Origin of the sequence: Sphingopyxis sp. L1A2A (genome assembly GCF_005502465.1) — a bacterium.
Classification (GTDB): domain Bacteria; phylum Pseudomonadota; class Alphaproteobacteria; order Sphingomonadales; family Sphingomonadaceae; genus Sphingopyxis.
Genome location: NZ_SCOT01000003.1, coordinates 75,674 through 92,069 on the forward strand (window position 1 = coordinate 75,674; position 16,396 = coordinate 92,069).

At 66.4% G+C, this 16,396-nt stretch carries 14 protein-coding genes; 8 read left to right on the forward strand and 6 right to left on the reverse strand.

The genetic code is table 11. The annotated features are described in order from the left end of the window. Positions 1-2: 2 nt before the first annotated feature. The gene (locus FFS68_RS03000; protein WP_249339997.1) at positions 3-1,736 is read right to left on the reverse strand and encodes a lytic transglycosylase domain-containing protein; all 1,734 of its coding nucleotides are present in this window, start codon (positions 1,734-1,736) and stop codon (positions 3-5) included. Positions 1,737-1,784: 48 nt separating this feature from the next. After that, positions 1,785-2,573, reverse strand: coding sequence for a uracil-DNA glycosylase family protein (locus FFS68_RS03005; protein WP_137751832.1), 789 nt, complete (start codon positions 2,571-2,573; stop codon positions 1,785-1,787). A 119-nt stretch (positions 2,574-2,692) separates the two neighbouring features. Here FFS68_RS03005 and FFS68_RS03010 point away from each other — a divergent pair, with 119 nt between their 5' ends. From FFS68_RS03010 to FFS68_RS03045, 8 genes are all read left to right on the forward strand, one after another. Then, a complete protein-coding gene (locus FFS68_RS03010) occupies positions 2,693-4,348 on the forward strand; it encodes an electron transfer flavoprotein-ubiquinone oxidoreductase (RefSeq protein WP_137751833.1) in 1,656 nt (551 codons plus the stop codon). A 49-nt stretch (positions 4,349-4,397) separates the two neighbouring features. Next, positions 4,398-6,002 carry a hypothetical protein gene (locus tag FFS68_RS18030; protein ID WP_137751834.1) on the forward strand — a complete coding sequence of 535 codons (1,605 nt, stop codon included), beginning with the start codon at positions 4,398-4,400 and terminating at the stop codon, positions 6,000-6,002. Beyond that, complete coding sequence (locus FFS68_RS03020; RefSeq protein ID WP_137751835.1) at positions 5,999-6,850, forward strand: 4-(cytidine 5'-diphospho)-2-C-methyl-D-erythritol kinase; 852 nt, start codon at positions 5,999-6,001, stop codon at positions 6,848-6,850. Before FFS68_RS18030 ends, FFS68_RS03020 begins: the two co-directional genes overlap by 4 nt. An 8-nt stretch (positions 6,851-6,858) precedes the next feature. Further along, complete coding sequence (locus FFS68_RS03025) at positions 6,859-7,590, forward strand: N-formylglutamate amidohydrolase (protein WP_137751965.1); 732 nt, start codon at positions 6,859-6,861, stop codon at positions 7,588-7,590. Between the two features lie 59 nt (positions 7,591-7,649). Beyond that, on the forward strand, positions 7,650-9,506 hold the full coding sequence (gene ilvD, locus FFS68_RS03030) for a dihydroxy-acid dehydratase (protein ID WP_137751836.1): 1,857 nt from the start codon (positions 7,650-7,652) through the stop codon (positions 9,504-9,506). Next, on the forward strand, positions 9,506-9,892 hold the full coding sequence (locus FFS68_RS03035) for a hypothetical protein (RefSeq protein ID WP_171003726.1): 387 nt from the start codon (positions 9,506-9,508) through the stop codon (positions 9,890-9,892). The genes ilvD and FFS68_RS03035 overlap by 1 nt, the downstream gene beginning before the upstream one ends. Before the next feature lie 142 nt (positions 9,893-10,034). Further along, entirely contained in the window at positions 10,035-11,402 is a 1,368-nt protein-coding gene (locus FFS68_RS03040; RefSeq protein WP_137751838.1) for an NAD(P)H-hydrate dehydratase, read from the forward strand. Between the two features lies 1 nt (position 11,403). Beyond that, entirely contained in the window at positions 11,404-12,603 is a 1,200-nt protein-coding gene (locus tag FFS68_RS03045; RefSeq protein ID WP_137751839.1) for a class I SAM-dependent RNA methyltransferase, read from the forward strand. Between the two features lie 37 nt (positions 12,604-12,640). Here FFS68_RS03045 and FFS68_RS03050 read toward each other — a convergent pair whose 3' ends face one another. The 4 genes from FFS68_RS03050 to FFS68_RS03065 all read right to left on the reverse strand — a co-directional run bounded on the left by FFS68_RS03050 (position 12,641) and on the right by FFS68_RS03065 (position 16,183). Next, positions 12,641-13,075: an MAPEG family protein gene (locus FFS68_RS03050; protein ID WP_137751840.1), complete on the reverse strand. Its 435-nt coding sequence runs from the start codon at positions 13,073-13,075 to the stop codon at positions 12,641-12,643. Positions 13,076-13,087: 12 nt separating this feature from the next. Then, positions 13,088-13,519 (reverse strand): MAPEG family protein, encoded by a 432-nt coding sequence (locus FFS68_RS03055; protein ID WP_137751841.1) that lies wholly within the window; start codon positions 13,517-13,519, stop codon positions 13,088-13,090. A gap of 63 nt (positions 13,520-13,582) precedes the next feature. After that, positions 13,583-14,743: a CoA transferase gene (locus FFS68_RS03060; RefSeq protein ID WP_137751842.1), complete on the reverse strand. Its 1,161-nt coding sequence runs from the start codon at positions 14,741-14,743 to the stop codon at positions 13,583-13,585. Positions 14,744-14,857: 114 nt separating this feature from the next. Continuing rightward, positions 14,858-16,183 carry an MFS transporter gene (locus FFS68_RS03065; protein WP_137751843.1) on the reverse strand — a complete coding sequence of 442 codons (1,326 nt, stop codon included), beginning with the start codon at positions 16,181-16,183 and terminating at the stop codon, positions 14,858-14,860. Positions 16,184-16,396 lie beyond the last annotated feature (213 nt).

The window sequence follows — 16,396 nt, forward strand, 5'->3', positions numbered from 1 at the left end:
GATCAATCGGCGTTGCCGAGGCCGCCGGCGTAGGTCAGGCGGATGCGATCCTTGCCATCGGGGAAGCGCGGCATTTTTCCCTGCGCCAGCGCGGCGCGGCTGTCCGAGGGTTTGCCCTGCTGCGCCTCGTACATCCAGTAATTGCGCAGCACGATGCCGACATAGCCGCGCGTTTCCCAATAAGGGATCGATTCCATGTAGAGCAAAGGATCGCCGCCATCGCGGATTTCCGACTGCCAGCGCGCGATCGGCGTCGGGCCGGCGTTGTAGGCGGCGATGACCTTGAGCAATTGCCCGCCGGTCGAGCTGTCCTTGCTGAGATATTGCAGATAGCGCTGGCCGAAATCCATGTTGACGGCGGGGGTCTTGAGGTCGCCGGGACCGCGCCCGTCGCCGCCCCAGCGCGCCAGATCGGATGCGGTGCCCGGGCGGACCTGCATCAGCCCGGTGGCGCCCGCGGGGCTGACCGCGGTGCGCTGAAAGCGCGATTCCTGAAGGGTGTGGGCAAAGACCAGCGCCGGATCGACCTTCCACCCGCCATTGGGCTCCCATTTGGGCTGCGGATAGCGGGCCTGCGCCGCGGGCTTGCGCCCCTGCGGGGTGTTGTGGGCAAGATAGAGTTGGGATTCGGGCAGGCTGAGTGCCCCGGCGATACTGAGCAGCTGCTCGTGCTGGCGCGCGTCGCCGATCCGCGCCTGGTGGCGCAGCACCGCGTCGGCATATCGATCCTCGCCAATCTCCGACAACGCCATGGCGGCGCGGACATTGGGCAGGTCGGCAAGCGCGCGCCACGCGCTGCGGTCGGCCCGCACGCTTTCGCGCTGGCTGGTCGTTTCGACGCCCAGCGTCTCGACCGCGAGCAGGCCGTAAAAGGTTTCTTCGTTGGCGGCGGCGGCGCGCAGGCGCGATTGCACCGATGCCGGGTCGCCGGCGGCGATCGCGGCGCGCGCCGACCAATAATAGCCGGCGGCGCGCAATTCGCTGTCGGGGGCTTCGCGCGCGACCCGGTCAAAGGCGGTCAGTGCGGTGCGATAGTCGCGGGTGCGCCACGCGGCGAGCCCCTGGACCCATGCGCCCTGCGTCGACCAGGCGCTGCGGCCACCCGAACATTCGGCGGCAAGGCGTAGCGCGTTCGCATCGTCATTTTCGATATAATAGGACCAGGCAACCTTCTGGCGCCATTCGTCGCGCGCTTCGGGGGTCAGCCGGTCGGCCACCGCATTGAGCAATGCTTCGGCGCCCGCGGGATCGTCGTTCTTGATCCGGTCGGGGATGCTGCCGGCCAGGCTGGCGGCGACCGGGTCGCCGCCCACGGCATCGGCGCCGAGTCGCCGCGGCGCGCTGCCTGCCCAGGCGAGGCGCGCCTGCAACGGCAGGCTCGGCAAGTCGGTCGCACCGCGCTTGGCGGCGAGGCGGCCAAGCTGTTCGGCCTGCGGCAGATAGGGCGAGCGCGAAAGGATCGGCACGATGTCGGCCACCTCGGCGCGCGGGCTGCCGGCTGCGGTCAGCAGTTCGGCGCGCAGGAAGTCGGCAAGCGGCCCCCCCTTTTCGTCGGCCTCGGCGCCGTCGAGCAGCGCCTTTGCGTCCGCCCAGCGCTGGCCGCGGATCGCGGTCAGCACCTGCGTATAAAGCTGTTTCTGTTTCGACGACAAAATGTCGGGCACCGTTTGCGGCGCCGACGCCAGATCGCGGCTGCCGGCATCGGCGGCCCATGCGGGGACCGCGCCGATGGCCATGGCCAAAATTGCGCTTGATAGAAAAGTCCTGGTCGTCATTTTCATCTGTCAACGTCCCCGGTTGAACAGTTTCAGGCTGTCCCAGGCCGCCGCCTTTTGCGCGGGCCGGGCCAGGAGCATCGCGGGATGCGCCACCGCCACTGTCGCCACCTTGCCGCCTTCTTGGTTAATATCCAGTAACTTCCCGCGCGTGTCGGGCAATTCGCTTGCTGCGGCCATGCGAACGATGTCGCTGCCGATCAACAGCAGCCGTCCGGGGTTCGCCAGCCGCAGATGATGCCACAGCAACCGGTCGAGTTCCGCCGCCTCGTCGCCGTCGCAGCGGCCGCCCGCGGGGCGGGTGACCGCAAGGCTGGCGACATAGCAGTCGGCGCGTGCGGTTCCGATCGCGAGCAGCATCGCGTCGAGCAATTGTCCCGCGGCGCCGCTGAACAATGTCCCGTCGCGCTGGTCGTCGATTTCGGGCCAGGCGGTGAGCAGCATCAGCGGCGCGTCCGGCTGGCCGACGGGCAGCACGCGGCGCGCGTCCCATTGGCTGCCGGGAACATCGCCGCTCGTCGCCAGCCATTGCTGGAAATCGTACCAGCCGTCGGGAAAGGCCACGGGGCCTTTGGTTTCAGCGGGTTGCGGAGCGTCCTTGCGCTGCAATGCGGCGGGCAGCGGCGCCAGTTCGGGCTCGGAAGCTGCGGGCGGCTTAGGCTTGGGTGCCGCAGCGTCATTCGCCGACGGCAGAACCAGCCAACCGGCAGGTTCCTCGCCGACCAGCGCATCGACGCCCGCCAGCGACCACCAGTCGGTTATGCTTTCCGCCAGCGCCAATGATTGCGACCCACCCATGTGATTTATCCAAACAGGCTGTTGACGGACACGTCAATTGGCGGGCATCGCAATTCGTGACAGAATGAGCGCCGCTTACGATGAACGATCGGCGCCGGGACGGCAGAAAGGTATTTGCGGTGAGCGAACGGGAATCGATGCCCTATGACGTGGTCATCGTCGGCGCAGGTCCGGCGGGGCTTTCGGCGGCGATCCGCCTCAAACAGCTGGCGAACGAGACGGGCAGCGAATTGTCGGTCTGTATCCTGGAAAAAGGGTCCGAGGTCGGCGCGCATATCCTGTCGGGGGCGGTGATCGATCCCAAGTCGCTCGACGAGTTGCTTCCCGAATGGCGGACCCAAGGCTGCCCGATGGCCGAGGTGCCGGTGAACGACAACCAGCATTGGGTGCTCACCAAAACGAAGAAGTTCGGTATGCCCGAATTCATCACCCCGCCGTTCATGCACAATGTCGGCACCTACACCGGCAGCCTGGGCAATCTGTGCCGCTGGCTCGCCGAGCAGGCCGAGGAGCTGGGGGTCGAGATTTTTCCCGGATTTCCGGCGGCCGAGATCCTCTATAACGACGATGGCTCGGTCAAAGGCGTCGCGACCGGCGACATGGGGGTCGCGCGCGACGGCAGCCACAAAGGCGATTATGCGCCGGGGCTGGAACTCCATGCGAAATATACCTTCTTTGGTGAAGGGGTGCGCGGCCACCTGACCAAGATGCTCAAGCCGCAATTCGCGCTCGACAGTGATTGCGAGCCGCAGGTTTACGGTCTGGGCGTCAAGGAATTGTGGGACATCAATCCCGAAAACCACGCGCCGGGCCGCGTGATCCACACCCAGGGTTGGCCGCTCGACGAGAACGCCAATGGCGGCGGTTTCCTCTATCATCAGGCGAACGGACAGGTCGCGCTGGGGTTCGTCACCTGGCTCAATTACCGCAATCCGCACATCTCGCCGTTTCAGGAGATGCAGAAGTGGAAGACCCACCCCGCGATCGCCGCGATCCTGAAGGGCGGCAAGCGGGTGTCCTATGGCGCGCGCGCGATCAGCGACGGCGGCTATCAGTCGGTGCCGAAGCTGGCGTTTCCGGGCGGCGCGCTGATCGGCGACAGCGCCGGTTTCCTCAACGTCCCGCGGATCAAGGGCACCCATACCGCGATGAAATCCGGCATGATGGCGGCGGAGGCGGCGTTTGCGGCGGTGATCGCCGGGCGGAGCGGCGATGTGCTCGATGCCTATCAGGCGGCCTATGACGCCAGCTGGGTCAAGAAAGAGCTGAGCGTGGTGCGCAACGTGCTGCCGCTCGTCGAAAAATGGGGCGATCTGGGCGGGACGATCCTGTCGGGGATCACGATGTGGCTCGAAACGCTCAAGATCAAAGTCCCGTTCACGATGAAGCATCATCCGGACAATGAGAGCCTGTACCGCGCCGACATGATGCCGAAGCCCGATTATCCGAAACCCGACGGGGTGCTCACTTTTGACCGCCTGTCCTCGGTGTTCGTGTCGAACACCAATCATGAGGAGGATCAGCCGGTCCATTTGCAGCTGAAAGACCCGTCGATTCCGGTGGCGTACAACCTGCCGATGTATGACGAACCGGCGCAGCGTTATTGCCCGGCGGGGGTCTATGAAATTGTCGGCGAGGCCGAGGGCGACCCCAAGTTCGTCATCAACGCGCAGAATTGCGTCCACTGCAAGACGTGCGACATCAAGGATCCGACCCAGAATATCAACTGGGTCACCCCCGAAGGCGGCGGAGGCCCCAATTACCCGAACATGTAAGCTCGCGCGGGTTTTTCTGGCCGTCGGCGCGCTCGCCGCGGCGGCGCCCGTGCAGGCCGCGGACGACGGCGGCGCGGCGCTGAACGCGCTGGTGCGGGCGCGGCTGGCCGAGGAGGGCGGCGAACCCGCCGCGGCGCTGGCGGCGCTGACCGATGTGGCGAGCCTGGCGCCCGACCTGCCCGGGGTGCGCGGACGGATTTTGGAGCAGGCGATCCAGGCCGGCGATCTGGCGGCGGCGCGCACCGCGGCGCTGAGGTTATGGACGGCGGGCGACCGCCGTTTCGATGCCCAGCTGGTGCTGATGGTCGATGCGATGCGGCGATCGGACTGGAAGGCCGCACGCGACATCATGGCGGGGCGCGGCGACAAGACCGGCGCCGACACGATTGCGCGACTGATCCTGCCGACCGTCAATGCGTGGATCGACGTCGGCGCGCGCCAAAAACTGCCCGAACGGCATTTGCTGGCGGCGAACAATCGCGCCCGCCCCGAACCAGTGCTGGCGTTGCAGATCGCGCTGGTGCAGCTGGCGACGGCGCGCACCGCGGACGCCGCAGCGCTGGCTGACGACACCACGCTGACCGATCGGACGAGCCAGCTCGTCGGTCTGCGTCTGGCGGCGACACTCGACCGGGCGGGGCAGCGCGATGCGGCCACCCGGCTGCGCGGAAAGATCGCGCTGGCGTCGGGACGGCGTGAGGATCCGATGCTGCTGCTGCCCGATCAACCGGTGTCGACCCCGCGCGCGGGGGTCGCCCAATGGCTCGGGCTGCTGGCCGACGGGCTGGCGCGCACCCCGAACGGCAACAGCAAAGTGCCGCTGCTGTTCTCGCGCGCCGCCGTTTGGCTGAATGATCAGGATTGGGCGGTGCGCGCGACGTTGGTCGAGGCACTCGAGCGCAATGGCCAGCGCGGCGACGCGATGGCGCTGCTGGACAACGATCGCGCGGCGCTGCCGCCGGTGCTGGCGATGCGCCGCGCCGAGCTGGTCGCCGATGCTGGCGACCTGCCGGGCGCCGCAAAACTGGCCGAGGCGGCGGCCGCGGGCGATGCGCCGCGCAGCCTGCTCGTCCGGCTCGCCGGCATCGCGGGGCGCTCGAACGATCCCAAGGCCGCGGCGCGTGCTTATGAGCGGTTAGAGGGCACGCTGGCTGACGGTGCCGACGACCGCGCGCTGCGCGGCACCTTGCTGATCGCGCGCGCCGAATTGCTGTTGCAGGCGGACGAATGGGACGCCGCGGCGCCGTTGATGGAAAAGGCGGTGGCGCTGCGCCCCGACGATGCCGCGGTGCTGAATTTCGCGGGCTATTCGGCGCTGGAACGCCGCAAGGATGTCAAACAATCGCTGGCGCGGATCGAGGCGGCATGGGCGCAGGAGCCGCAGAATGCCAGCATCACTGATTCGCTGGGCTGGGCCTATTTCCTGACCGGGCGCACCGACGATGCGGTGGCGCTGCTGGAGAAAGCGCAGCGCGGCGAGCCCGCCAATGCGGTGATCGTCGAACATCTGGGCGATGCCTATTGGCAGGCGGGGCGCAAGTTTCAGGCGCGCTACACCTGGCGCGCCGCGGCGCTGCTGGCCGAGGCGGAGATGGCGACGCGGCTGGCGGCGAAGCTGCGCGACGGGCTGACCGCGGCGACGACCGCGCCATGACCGCCGTGATGCAGGACACCGGCTGGGCCAAGATCAACCTGGCGCTGCATGTGCGCGGTCGGCGCAGCAATGGCTATCACGACATCGAAACCTTGTTCGCTTTCGTCGACGGCGGCGACGGCATCGTCGCCGAAGTGGCCGCGGCGGATAGTTTGACGATCGTCGGCGAGTTTGCCGAGGGCTTGAGCGCGGGCGCCGACAATCTGGTGGTGCAGGTGTTGGCGCTGCTGCGCGCACGCTATGGCGCCGATCGGGTGCCACCGCTGGCGGTGACGCTGACCAAGCTGCTGCCGGTCGCGGCGGGGATCGGCGGCGGGTCGGCCGACGCCGCAGCGACGGCGCGGCTGGTGCGGCGGCATTTTCTGCCCGAGCTGGGCGATGCGACGCTGGCTCGGATCGTCGGCCCGCTCGGCGCCGATATTGCCGCGTGCGTTGCCAGCGCGACCTGTCTGGGGATCGGGGTTGGCGAAGACTTGCGCGCGGTCCCCGACCTGCGGCTGGCGGGCACCCCGGTGCTGCTGGTCAATCCGCGCCAGCCGGTTGCGACGGGGCCGGTGTTTGCCGCATGGGACGGGATCGATCGTGGGTCGCTGTTCAGTGATCCGGCGGGGCGGGCGCAGCTGCTGGCGGCGCGCAATGATTTGCAACGCGCCGCGATCGCGCAATGTCCCGCCATCGTCGATGTCCTGACCGAACTCGGCGCGCTCAGCCCCTGGCTGGCGCGCATGTCGGGGTCGGGCGCGACCTGTTTTGCGCTGTTCGACGCGCTGGCCGAACGCGATTTGGCAGCAGTGCGTCTGGCACAAAGCCATCCTCACTGGTGGCAGTTGGCGGGCGTGCTACGATGAGCAGCGGGATGAGCGAAGCGTGGCGCCAGCTGGGAACGCCGCGCGCCGCCGGCATCCTGCTGATCGCCGATCATGCGTCGAACCATGTTCCCGCGGACATCGACCTTGGCATCGATCCGGCGCTGCTGACCAATCATATCGCGATCGACATCGGGGTGGCCGAGGTCGCGGCGCTGCTGGTCCAAGACGGCGCGGTCGATGCCGCGATCTTCGGCGGGGTGTCGCGGCTGGTGGTCGATTGCAATCGCGAGGAAGAGGCGCCGGGGGTGCTGCCAATCGCCAGCGATGGGCATGCGGTGCCGGGCAATGCGTTGGACGCCGCCGCCCGCGAGGCGCGGCTGGCGCGGTTTTTCCGCCCCTATCACGCGCATATCGCGGCGACGATCGCGGCGCATCGCCCCGCGATGATCCTGTCGCTGCACAGCTTTACCCCGGCGCTGGCGGCGCATCCCGATCAGACGCGGCCGTGGCACGTCGGGGTGCTGTATAATGAAGACGACCGGTTGGCGGAGGCGGCAATTGCGGCACTAGCGGCCGAGGGGCTGAACGTCGGCGACCAACAACCCTATTCGGGCAAGCTGCTCAACGCGACGATGAACCGCCATGCCGAGGGTAACGCCATTCCCTATGTCGGGATCGAGATGCGGCAGGATCTGGTCGGCGATGCCGCGGGGCAGGCGCTGTTCGCCGCGCGGCTGGCGCGAATGTGCAAGAAAGTGGCGTTGAACATTCGGGCCTAGGCGTGTAGAGGCGCTTTCAGTCGCTCAATATTGTAATAATATTTCTAGGAACCGAAAAAATGCCTTCTTATCGTTCGCGCACCACCACCCATGGCCGCAATCAGGCCGGCGCGCGCGGGCTGTGGCGCGCCACCGGGATGAAGGACGGCGATTTCGGCAAGCCGATCATCGCGGTGGTCAACAGTTTTACCCAGTTCGTCCCCGGCCATGTCCACCTGAAAGACCTCGGCCAAATGGTGGCGCGCGAGATCGAGGCGGTCGGCGGAGTGGCCAAGGAATTCAACACGATCGCGGTCGATGACGGTATCGCCATGGGCCATGACGGGATGCTCTATTCGCTGCCGTCGCGCGACCTGATCGCCGATTCGGTCGAATATATGGTCAACGCACATTGTGCCGACGCGATGGTGTGCATTTCCAACTGCGACAAGATCACGCCCGGGATGCTGATGGCGGCGCTGCGGATCAATATTCCCGTCGTCTTTGTGTCGGGCGGGCCGATGGAGGCGGGCAAGGTCGTGCTGAAGGGCAAGACGGTCGCGCTCGATCTGGTCGACGCGATGGTCGCCGCTGCCGACGAAAGCTATACCGACGAGGAAGTCACCGCGATCGAACAGGCGGCGTGCCCGACCTGTGGCAGCTGTTCGGGGATGTTCACCGCCAATTCGATGAATTGCCTGACCGAGGCGCTGGGGCTGTCGCTGCCCGGCAATGGCTCGCAACTGGCGACCCACGCCGACCGCAAGGAGCTGTTCCTGCGCGCCGGGCGGATCGTCGTCGAGATGTGCAAGCGCCATTATGAGGAAGACGATAACAGCGTGTTGCCGCGCAATATCGCGACCTTTGAAGCGTTTGAAAATGCGATGAGCCTCGACATCGCGATGGGCGGGTCGACCAACACAGTGCTGCACCTGCTCGCCGCGGCGTTCGAGGCCGGGGTCGATTTCACCATGACCGACATCGACCGGCTGTCGCGCCGCGTGCCGTGCCTGTCGAAGGTCGCGCCCGCCAAGAGCGACGTCCATATGGAGGATGTCCACCGCGCCGGCGGGATCATGGCGATCCTGGGCCAGCTCGAACGTGCGGGCCTGCTCCACGCCCATTTGCCGACGGTGCACAGCGCGACGCTGGGTGACGCGCTGAACAAATGGGACATTTCGCGGACCAACGATCCTGAGGTGCAGAAATTCTTCATGGCCGCGCCGGGCGGCGTGCCGACGCAGGTCGCGTTCAGCCAGGAGCGGCGCTGGGACTCGCTCGACCTCGACCGCGAAACCGGCGTGATCCGGTCGGCATCGCATGCGTTCAGCCAGGACGGCGGGCTGGCGGTGTTGTCGGGCAATCTGGCGGTCGATGGCTGTATCGTAAAGACCGCGGGCGTCGACGAATCGATCCTGAAATTTTCGGGCCCGGCCAAGGTATTTGAAAGCCAGGATGCGTCGGTTGCGGGCATCCTGACCGGCCAGGTCGTCGTCGGCGATGTGGTGGTCATCCGTTACGAAGGACCGAAAGGCGGGCCGGGGATGCAGGAAATGCTCTATCCGACAAGCTATCTGAAATCGAAAGGACTGGGCGCCGCCTGCGCGCTGGTTACCGACGGACGTTTTTCGGGCGGTACGTCGGGGCTGTCGATCGGCCATGCTTCGCCTGAAGCTGCCGAGGGTGGCTTGATCGGGCTGGTCGAAGACGGCGACCTCATCGAGATCGATATTCCGAACCGCACGATCAACCTCGCTGTACCCGATGCCGAACTGGCTGAGCGGCGGGCGGCGATGGAAGCCAAGGGCGATGCCGCCTGGCAACCCGCCAAGCCGCGTCCGCGCAAGATTTCGGTAGCACTTCAGGCCTATGCCGCGATGACGACGAGTGCTGCCAGAGGAGCAGTGCGCGACCTGTCGCAGCTGAAGGGTAAATAATGAAACGATTGGGGGGTGTCGCCGGGTTCCTGCTGCTTGCGGCGTGCGGCGGCGCACCCGACAATGGCGATCTGGTCGAAGCCGAAGCGCGCGGATCGCGTGACGCGGCGGAGAACGGCCGTATCGAATGTGCGCTGGAAGGCGCCAAGCTGTTCGATCGCACCTGCACCGTCGAAGAGATGAGCGGGCAGGACGGCGCCGTCCTGGTCGTCGGGCGCGCCAATGTCGGGTATCGCCGGTTGCAGATTACGACCGACGGCCGCGGCGTGGTGTCGGCCGACGGCGCTGAACCGGCGAAAGTCAGCGTCGTCGGTGATAATATGATCGAGGTCGCAGTCGGCAACGATCGGTATCGCTTGCCTGCGAACACCAGCGGCGCGAAATAGCAATATCGTCATTGCGAGCGAAGCGAAGCAATCCAGAGCGGTGTATGCCACTCTGGATTGCTTCGCTTCGCTCGCAATGACGACGCGGGATGACAGAACGCTTCCATCGCGATTTTTCGCTGGCCGTGATAGTCTGAACGCCATGTCCGTTCCCGCCGACGCCCCGATCCTGACCCGCGCCGCGATGCGCGAGGCCGAGGCTGCGTGCGCGGTGCAAGGCACGCCGCTGTCCGAATTGATGGAGCGCGCCGGCGCCGCGGTGGCCGACACCGCGTGGCGGATGGCGGCGGGGGCGCCGGTGCTGATCCTGTGCGGGCCGGGCAACAATGGCGGCGACGGCTATGTCGCGGCGCGGTTGCTGGCGGGCCGCGGTGCGGCGGTGCGGGTGGCGGCTTTGGCTGAACCCACCACCGATCTGGCGCAGGCGGCGCGCGCGGGGTGGAGCGGTCCGATCGAACCGATGGATGCCGCGCTGGCCCCCGCGCCGGTGATCGTCGATGCGCTATTCGGCGTCGGACTGTCGCGGCCGTTGGCCGACGATCTTGCCGATACGCTGCGGGGTTTTGCCGGACGCCGCGTGCTGGCGGTCGACGTGCCGAGCGGGATCGGCGGCGACGGCGGCGCCGAATGGATGCCGCCGCTGCCCGCCGATGTCACGCTGGCGCTGGGCGCGCTGAAGCCCGCGCATGTTTTGCTGCCGACCGCCCCCGCCTGCGGCCGCGTGCTGCTCGCGTCGATCGGGATTGCTGCGGGGGCCGCGATGCGGACGCTGCCAGCGGCGAAGGTGGCAACGCCCACCGCGGCGGCGCACAAGTTCAGCCGCGGCATGGTGCTGGTCTTTGCCGGGCCGATGCCGGGCGCCGCAGGTTTGGCGGCGGCGGCGGCGCTGCGCGCGGGAGCGGGCTATGCTGTGCTGGAGGGTAGCGCGCGGGCGCCGCTGGCCGCGATTATCACCGAAAGCGACGCGCGCTTTGGCGAACGGCTGAGCGATCCGCGCGTCGGCGCGGTGGTGATCGGGCCGGGCTTTCCGGCGAGCGATGCGCTGTTGTTCGACGTCGAGGCCGCGCTCGATTCGGGCAAGCCACTGGTGCTCGACGCCGCGGCGATTGCCGCCGCGCTGCCGCGCCTGTGCGAAACACCGGGCCAGGCGATATTGACCCCGCATGAGGGCGAATTCGCCCGCACCTTTCCCGACTTATCCGGCAGCAAGATCGACCGCGCCCGGGCGGCGGCGGTGCGCACGGGGGCCGTGGTCGTCTATAAGGGCGCCGATACCATCATCGCGGCGCCCGATGGCCGTGTCGTCGCGGCTTGGCCGGGCAGCCCGTGGCTGGCGACCGCGGGGACGGGCGATGTGCTGGCGGGGGCGTGCGGCGCGATGCTGGCGCGGGGCGGCGATGCATTCGATGCCGCGGTCGCGGCGGTGGGGTGGCATATCGCGCAGGCCGCGCGTATAGGCCCCGGCCTTGTCGCCGACGATCTGGTCGCCGACGATCTCTTGAAAGCATGATGTGACCGAAACCGCCCTGATTACCCGCATTGCCGCGCGCGGCGACGGCGTCACCGACGATGGCCGCCATGTCGCGGGCGCGGTTCCGGGCGACCGGGTGCGCGACGACGGCATCATCATTCCGGGGCCAAACCGCGCGCAGCCGCCCTGCCGCCATTTCGGCAAATGTGGCGGCTGTGAGTTGCAGCATGTCGCCGAACCGGCGCTCGCCGAATTTGTCCGCGACCGGGTGGTCGGCGCGCTTGCGGCGCAGGACGTGCAGGCGGGCGAAGTGCTGCCCGCCCATCTGTCGCCGCCGCAGAGCCGCCGCCGCGCGGCCCTGACCGCGCTGCGCACCGGCAAACAGGTCGCGATCGGGTTCAACGCCGCGCAGAGCAACCAGATCGTCGATATGCGGCAATGTCCGCTGCTGCTGCCCGAATTGTTCGCGCTGATCGCGCCGCTGCGCGACCTGCTGGCGACCATCGCGCAGCAGAAAAGGCCCGTGAAGGTCAAACTCCAGATGCTCGATCAGGGTGTCGAGGTGATTTTGGAGGGCGTCAAGGCCGAGGGGCTCGACGCCGCGATGGCGCTACAGGATTTCGCCGGCGCGCATAAGCTGGCGCGCTTTGCCGTCGATCAGGGGCATGGGCTGGAAACGCTGTGGCAGCCCGAACCGCCGACCGTTCGCTTTGGCGATGTGACGGTCGAGGTGCCGGCATTTGCGTTTCTGCAGGCGACGACCGCGGGGCAGGCGGCGCTGGTCGATGCCGTGACGCGCGCGGTCGGTGACGCCGGGGCGATTGCCGATCTGTTCGCGGGGGTCGGGACGTTTGCGCTGTCGCTCCAGAAAGGGCGGAAAATCTATGCCGCCGAAGGCGCGCGCGATGCGATTGCGGCGCTGAAGGCGGCGGCAAACCGCGCCCGCGCGCTGGTCGCGACCGAGCATCGCGACCTGTTTCGGCGGCCGCTGATCCCGGCGGAATTGAACCGCTTCGGCGCGGTGATCCTCGATCCTCCCCGCGCCGGCGCCGAGGAACAGGTGGCGCAGCTGGCGGCATCGGACACCCCGGTCATCGCCTATGTCAGTTGCAACCCCGCGAGCTTTGCGCGCGATGCAAAGCTGCTGGTCGATGGCGGTTACACCCTCGATTGGGCGCAACCGGTCGGGCAGTTCCGCTGGTCGACGCATGTCGAACTCGCGGGGCGGTTTTCGCGGTAGCCGTCGCCCCCGCCTTCACGGGGACGACGCCACTTTGTCAGTGCAGCACGAACCCCATAAACGCATGCACGCACAGCGCGAGCAGCGCGAGGCTGGCCAGCGCGAACACGCCAAAGCGCCACAGCACGCGGTTGACCGTCACCTGGATCAGGCTGTGGATGATGCGCAGGGCGACATAGGCCCAGGCGATCTGGGTGTTCAGCCCGCCGCCCATGCCGCCGACTGCGAGCGCCAGCGCGACCGCATAGAATACCGTCGGCTGTTCCATCAGATGATTGTAGTTGTGCGCCTTCCACTGCACTTCGGGCGGCAAAACTTCGTCGAGGCCTCTGCCCGTTGTGCCCACCAGATTTTTTGCATCGATCTTGGCGCGGCTCATTGCCGGGATGCGCGTGGCGTACATCCACACCCACATGATCATCGACCACAGCGCCAGCGTCGCGACCGGCCCCAGAATAGCATTGGTTTCCATGACAATTCCCCCTCAACCCAAAGTGGCGATCACCGCCAGCACGGCCAGCACGATTAAACAAAATGTCGAAAGCCCGAAGATGGCGAAGCGTACTGGAATTCGGTTGACCGTCGCCTGCCAGAAACTGTGGACGATGCGCAGCGCGACATAGGCCCACGCCAGCCCGCGGGTCACGTCGGTGCTGCCGCCCGACAGATGCAGGAAGACGATCACCGCATAAAACAGCGTCGGCTGTTCGAGCAGATGCGTATAATTGTGCGATTTCCAGTTGATCGTCGGCGGCAGCACATTTTCCAGATCGACCCCGCGGCCGCCCGGCGGCGCGGCTTTCAGGTCGACGCCGGCCTTGGCCATCGCGCCGAACCGCGTCGCGGCGACCCAGCCGAGCATGATCAGCGTCCACAGCGCGAGCACCGCGCCGGGCGCGAGCAGATTTTCAGGCATATGTCCCCCTTCTTATTATCGCGCGATGCTAGGGCGCGCGGACGACAATGCAATGATCGATATTCAGCCGCGGCGCTCGGCCAGTTCGGCGCGGATCGCGGCGCCGTCGCCGTCGACCCGGGGCGCAAAACCCAGGTCGCGCGCGGGCGCGGCGCCATATTTCACCGGCGGCTGCATTTCGTGAAAGGCGCCGACGTCGGGGTGGGTGCGGTGGCGGAAGAAGCCGGTCGCGGCGAAATGCGGATCTTCTTTGACGTCTTGCAGGTCGCGCGCGGCCATCGCGGGAATGTCGTTCGCGGCGAACAGCGCCAGCCATTCGGCGGTGGTCTTGGCAGGGGTCTTGCGGGCGATCTCGCTATAGACGATCGGCATATGCTGCCCTTTCGCCTTGGCGGCTTCGAATTCGGGGGTTTCGGTGAGGCCTGCGCTGCCGAGCAGCGCCATCAACCGCGCGGTCGATTCGGGGGTGTAGGGGACGATCGCCAGATAGCCGTCGCGGGTCGGGAAGGGCTGGCGGGTCGGATCAAGCTGGCGCGGATAGCCCGCGGGGCCGAGCGGCGGGTCGAGCGCCGCGTCGCGCAGATGTTCGGTCAGCATGAAGGATGCAAAGCATTCAAACATCGGTACCTCGACCGCCTGCCCCTCGCCGGTGCGCAGTTTGTGGATCAGTGCGGCGAGGATCGCCTGCGCGCCGAACTGGCCCGCGATCTTGTCGGCGATCAGCGACGGGAAATAGCGCGGACGCGGGTCGCCATCGACGCGCGGCAGCAGGCTGGTGGTGCCGGTGGCGGCCTGAATGACGTCGTCATAGGCTTGCAGGTCGGCATACGGGCCGTCCTGCCCGAACCCGGTGCCATGGACATAGATGATGTCGTCCTTGATCGCCTTGCAGCCCGCATAGTCAAAGCCCAGCTTGGCAATCGCCTTGCCGCGGACATTGTGGAAAAACACGTCGGCGCCGGCGACCAAGTCGCGCAGCACCTCGGCATCTTCAGGTTTTTTGAGGTCGAGTGCGATCGAGCGTTTTCCACGGTTCACCGTCAGGTGGATCGACCCCATCGTCGGATCGGGAACCCCACTGCCCAAATATCGCGAGATGTCGCCCAGCCCCGGGGTTTCGACCTTGATCACCTCGGCGCCCAGATCGGCGAGCATCTGCGTCGCATAGGGGCCGAAGATCACCGTCGTCAGGTCGATGATGCGGATGCCGGACAACATGGTCATGCTGCTGTCACTGCTTTTCCAAGAATCACAACGGCCACGCGGCATCCCTCCCTTTGCTCTTTCGCCAAGGATAGAATGATTTCGAAGTGAAACGGAAGAGGCGATTGCCTGCTATTATTGGGGAGGGACGGTAGTGGTCGCCGCGGCGTTTCCGGTGACATAGGCGCCGGAAATCTGGCGATAGGATGTCGAGCGGAAGGCAGCGATCGTTGCGAGCACGCCGAGCACGCCGGTGATCGTGAACACGATCGCGATGCCGCGTTCGGCGCCGCGCCCGTACCAGTCCCCAATCATCTCGGCCCCGGCGCCGTTGGTCATCAGCGGGACAAAGATGAACTGGGTCAACGGCGCGATGAGGAAGGCGGTGAGCGGCGAGGCGGCCTGCTCGACCGACTGGGCAAAGCCGAAAACGCGCCCCTGCCGCTCGAATGGCACCACCTTTTGCAGGGTGGTCTGCTCAGCCGCCTCGGCATAAGGGCCGAGGAACAACCAGATGAAGCAGCCGACGGTCAGCAGGATGATCGACGACTGAACGGTGAACAGCGCGGCGACCGCCCACACGATCAGGTTGACCAGCAGCAGCGTCCGCACCGGATTGGCGCCCAGCCCGGTGCGCGCAATCAAGGCGCCGCTGAGGATGAACGCGCATGAGACAAAGGCCCAGAGCAGCCCCCATTGTTCAACCTTCATCAGCGACAGGCCATAAGCGTCCATCAACGCCATGAAGACGCCGCCGAGTAGATTGTTGAACGCGGCGAACAGGATGAGCGCAAACAGCCCGGGAATGGCGGTCACAATGCGAAAGGTACCGGCGAGGTCGATGCGGCGCGGGGCGTCATGCGCGCCGGTGTCGCGCGGTTCGTCGACGGGGACGAACAGCAGGTGAAGCGCGGCGAGCAGCGAAAGCAGGATCGCGAACGCCAGGGTCGCGACCATGCCGCCCCACGCGATAAGATAACCGCTGATGGCCGAGGTGGTCAGGAAACCGATGCCGCTGACCATCCCGACCAGCCCGTTCGCCTTGTCGCGGCGGTCCTCGGGCACCAGCAGGGTGACGAGCGTCGGCAGGGCGATCATCCGGATATTGCCGACGATCACCCCCAGCATCGTCAGGAGGACGAACAGCCACAAGGTGATGCTGGATACCCGCGCGGCGGCAATGGTGGGGTCCAGCGCATAAGCGCCGAGCGCCGCGGTATAGATTGCGAGCGATACCAGGCTGGAGACGAGCATCATGCTGCGTTTGCGGTGATGATCGACCAGACTGCCGAACCAGATGCCGAGCGCCCCGGTGAGCACCAGATAGATGCCCGCGATCATCCCCGTTGCGAATACCGATCTGGTTTCGAGGAATATCCAGAAGGTGATCGCAAACCACACCGTGAAATTGGTGATGTTGGCGACGAGGTTATTGATCAGAAGGTGGTGGAAGGGGCGCATGCGGCGGGAAACCTAGCAGGGCCATTTGATCAGGCTAGTCCAGAATTCGGGTCGGGCGTGTTTCACTTATCATTTCGATTATAGTCGAAATATGGGTTGACCTCGATATTCAATTCGATATTTCGACAAATATCGAATCAAAACTGTTATCGCGGACTTTGCTGCGGTGCCAGCCGATGGCTCTATTTCAGAAAAGGACTGCCCAATGACGTC

Excerpts from the sequence above, each read along its gene's own strand:
- FFS68_RS03000 (WP_249339997.1), bottom strand. The coding sequence starts at position 1,736 with ATGGCCATCGGCGCGGTCCCCGCATGGGCCGCCGATGCCGGCAGCCGC.
- FFS68_RS03005 (WP_137751832.1), bottom strand. The coding sequence starts at position 2,573 with ATGGGTGGGTCGCAATCATTGGCGCTGGCGGAAAGCATAACCGACTGG.
- FFS68_RS03020 (WP_137751835.1), top strand. The coding sequence starts at position 5,999 with ATGACCGCCGTGATGCAGGACACCGGCTGGGCCAAGATCAACCTGGCG.
- FFS68_RS03025 (WP_137751965.1), top strand. The coding sequence starts at position 6,859 with ATGAGCGAAGCGTGGCGCCAGCTGGGAACGCCGCGCGCCGCCGGCATC.
- ilvD (WP_137751836.1), top strand. The coding sequence starts at position 7,650 with ATGCCTTCTTATCGTTCGCGCACCACCACCCATGGCCGCAATCAGGCC.
- FFS68_RS03035 (WP_171003726.1), top strand. The coding sequence starts at position 9,506 with ATGAAACGATTGGGGGGTGTCGCCGGGTTCCTGCTGCTTGCGGCGTGC.
- FFS68_RS03040 (WP_137751838.1), top strand. The coding sequence starts at position 10,035 with ATGTCCGTTCCCGCCGACGCCCCGATCCTGACCCGCGCCGCGATGCGC.
- FFS68_RS03050 (WP_137751840.1), bottom strand. The coding sequence starts at position 13,075 with ATGGAAACCAATGCTATTCTGGGGCCGGTCGCGACGCTGGCGCTGTGG.
- FFS68_RS03055 (WP_137751841.1), bottom strand. The coding sequence starts at position 13,519 with ATGCCTGAAAATCTGCTCGCGCCCGGCGCGGTGCTCGCGCTGTGGACG.
- FFS68_RS03060 (WP_137751842.1), bottom strand. The coding sequence starts at position 14,743 with ATGACCATGTTGTCCGGCATCCGCATCATCGACCTGACGACGGTGATC.
- FFS68_RS03065 (WP_137751843.1), bottom strand. The coding sequence starts at position 16,183 with ATGCGCCCCTTCCACCACCTTCTGATCAATAACCTCGTCGCCAACATC.